The 2,763-nt window shown below is 60.7% G+C and carries 2 protein-coding genes and 1 pseudogene; 2 read left to right on the top strand and 1 reads right to left on the bottom strand.

Going from position 1 to position 2,763, the window contains the following annotated elements; all coding sequences use genetic code 11:
* On the bottom strand, window positions 1-2,338 hold a 2,338-nt coding region (gene pheT / locus ACGVKB_RS07955), incomplete at its 3' end, for a phenylalanine--tRNA ligase subunit beta (protein WP_392350879.1).
* Window positions 2,339-2,464: 126 nt separating this feature from the next.
* On the opposite strand from pheT, the gene rpmG reads away from it, so the two are divergent.
* Both rpmG and ACGVKB_RS07945 read left to right on the top strand, forming a co-directional pair.
* Window positions 2,465-2,659, top strand: a complete 195-nt coding sequence (rpmG, locus tag ACGVKB_RS07950; RefSeq protein WP_006851071.1) for a 50S ribosomal protein L33 — start codon at window positions 2,465-2,467, stop codon at window positions 2,657-2,659.
* Between the two features lie 38 nt (window positions 2,660-2,697).
* Window positions 2,698-2,763, top strand: a pseudogene (locus ACGVKB_RS07945) (30S ribosomal protein S18); the annotation flags it as partial.

Below are 2,763 nucleotides of genomic sequence, written 5' to 3'. Positions count from 1 at the left end.
TCTCGTTTTTGCCGCGGTAACGCAGGCGGAAGGCCTGGCTCACCTTGTTGTCACCCAGTTGGTCGCCCTCAAAGCGGTCCACCAGCTCCACCTGCTCCAACAGGGGCTTGCCCGCTTTTCGGATGGCTTGGATCAAATCCGCCGCTGCACTGGAACGGTCAACCACGACGGCAAGATCCCGCTCACTGAAGGGCACCGTTGGATAAGGCTTGAAGGACGGAGTCCAACGGTTGCTACGGGTTGCGGCATCCAATAGACGCGTTAGATCCAGTTCAAAGAGATATGTGGCTTCGGGGAGATCCAGCTCCTCAGCCAGAGCAGGGTGCAGCTGACCGAAACAGCCCAGTGGGCGTCCCTCAAGCACCAAGGTGGCTGCCCGGCCGGGATGCAGTCGTGGATCGTCAGACAGGCGACGGTCGGACAGCTCCAGTTGCAGGGTTTCCATCACCCTGGTCAGAACACCACGGGCCTGGAAGTAGTCAGGTGCCTGCGTCTTACCACTGGTTTTCCAGATGGAGAGGCGCCGATCTCCGCAAATCACGCCACCGAGTACAGCGGTCTGGCTGACTGCTTCAGGGGATCCGCTGTAGGTGTTGCCGATTTCAAAGAGGGAACAGCCCCGCTGGGATGCTTTGAGGTTGCGCACGCAGATCTGCAGATGTTCCTCCCAGAGGTTGGTTCGCAGATGACTTGTGTCCGCCAGCAAAGGGTTGCTGATGGCGATGCGCTGTTCCTGCTCTGAAGCCGGAACGAGCGACAGGGTGGTCACCTCCTGCAGACCCGTTGCACAGAACAGCTGCCGCAACCGACGTTCAGCCTGCTGGCGCGGGGTGAGTGCCCCGGGTTCAAGGGGATCAGGGAGATGTGCTCCGAAACGGTCGAAGCCGACCAGGCGGGCCACTTCTTCAATCAGATCGACTTCACGGTGTAGGTCTTGCCGTCTTGACGGGGGCGCAATGACCTGCCAGCCCTCGTCATGGGGTGTGAGCTGGCAGCCCAGGGCAGACAAACAGGTCTCAATGCTGTGGTCATCAAGATCTTCTGCGCCGTTCGGCCCGTCGAGAGGCCCAAGCAGTTGATGCAGTGCTATCCGACGCAACATCACTGACGTGGGTACGGCGGGACCGTCCCCCCCCACCCAGCGGCCGGTCTCGGTGCAGGCGAACTCCTGGTTCAACAACGCTGAGGCCCGAGCCGAACAGGCCAGGGTCATCTCCACTGGCAGGCCCTTTTCGAAACGGCTGCTTGCATCCGTGCGCAACCCCAGGGCACGGGCAGACTGGCGAACCCGTGGTGGAGCAAAGAGGGCTGATTCCAGCCAGATGTTGCGTGTTTGCGCGTTGACCCCACTTTCCAGACTCCCCATCACCCCGGCGACGGCCACAGGCCGGTCATGGCAAGTGACGACCTGAACACGGCTGTCGAGGCTTCTTTCCTGATCATCCAGGCCGATAAAGGTTTCACCCTCCCGAGCGGCGCGAACACCAAAACTGTTGGCATCCACCGGTTGACCGGTTAGTTGTTCCAGCGCATCGGCATCAAAGGCGTGGAGGGGCTGCCCCTGCTCCAGCATCACCAGATTGGTGACGTCGACCACGGCATTCACGCTGTTCACACCGCCACGCTCGAGCCGTTGCTGCAGCCAGTTGGGTGAAGGCTTGGAACCATCCACGCCCTCGATCCTGGTGACGGAGTAGAAGCAGCCGTCCAGTTCTGCGTTCAATGGGGTGGTGCTGGGATCTAGATCAAGTTCCGGCAGGCTCAGCTCTCCACCGGTCAGGGCCGCCACCTCTCGTGCAATCCCGACCATGGACAGGCCGTCGGGGCGATTGGCGGTGATCGCCAGTTCCAGAACGGTGTCGTCGAGTCCCAGTAGGGGCGCCACAGGGGACCCGCTTGGTGGCAGCGATTCCTGAAGCTCATCCAGGATGGCGATGCCGTCGGATTGCTCTGTTAGGCCCAGCTCAGTCAGGGAGCAGATCATTCCGTTGCTGGCGACACCCCGCAATTCGCCGGCTTTGATCGTCAAGCCAACGGCGGGGAGGGTGGCTCCGACCATCGCCACCGGAACATGGATGCCGGCACGAACGTTGCTCGCACCACACACGATCTGAATTGGCTCCTGAGCTCCGACATCCACGCTGCAGACGCTGAGCTTGTCTGCATTGGGGTGTTTGTCCCGCTCCAGCACGTGTCCGACCACCACGCCCTTGGCCCGGGCGCTGAGGTCATCGACGTCGTCCACCTCAAAGCCAGCCATGGAGAGACGCTCTGACAGATCGTCCACGGATTCATTCACCTGGACCAGCTGCTTCAGCCAGGAGATGGATACCCGCATCGGATCAAAGCCAGACAGCGCGCGATCTTAGGAACTCCCCCTGGGAGAGCTGTTCATGGCCTGTCGGGTCAGGGGGTAAGCTCGATGTTTGTCAATTCGCTTCGCACCTGCGGCGCAACGTCCTTTATGGCCAAGAACAAGGGCGTCCGGATCGTTATCACTCTCGAGTGCACCGAATGCCGGTCCAATCCCGCCAAGCGTTCACCCGGCGTGTCTCGCTACACGACGGAAAAGAACCGCCGGAACACCACCGAACGGCTGGAGATCAAAAAGTTCTGTCCCCACTGCAACAAGTCCACGCTCCACAAGGAGATCAAGTGACCTTGCAGGTCCGTCTTTCCTCCATCCGTTCCTGAGTCATGTCCAGCTCCTTCTTCAAGAAGCGTCTTTCGCCGATCAAGCCCGGTGATCCCATCGATTACAAG

The organism is Parasynechococcus sp. (genome assembly GCF_042954325.1).
Taxonomy (GTDB): Bacteria; Cyanobacteriota; Cyanobacteriia; order PCC-6307; family Cyanobiaceae; genus Parasynechococcus.
Note: the sequence above shows the minus strand (reverse complement) of the source record. Positions and strands in the feature narration are given on the sequence as shown.

Bases quoted from the DNA above. Each gene is read 5' to 3' on its own strand.
- rpmG (WP_006851071.1), top strand. From the start codon at position 2,465: ATGGCCAAGAACAAGGGCGTCCGGATCGTTATCACTCTCGAGTGCACC.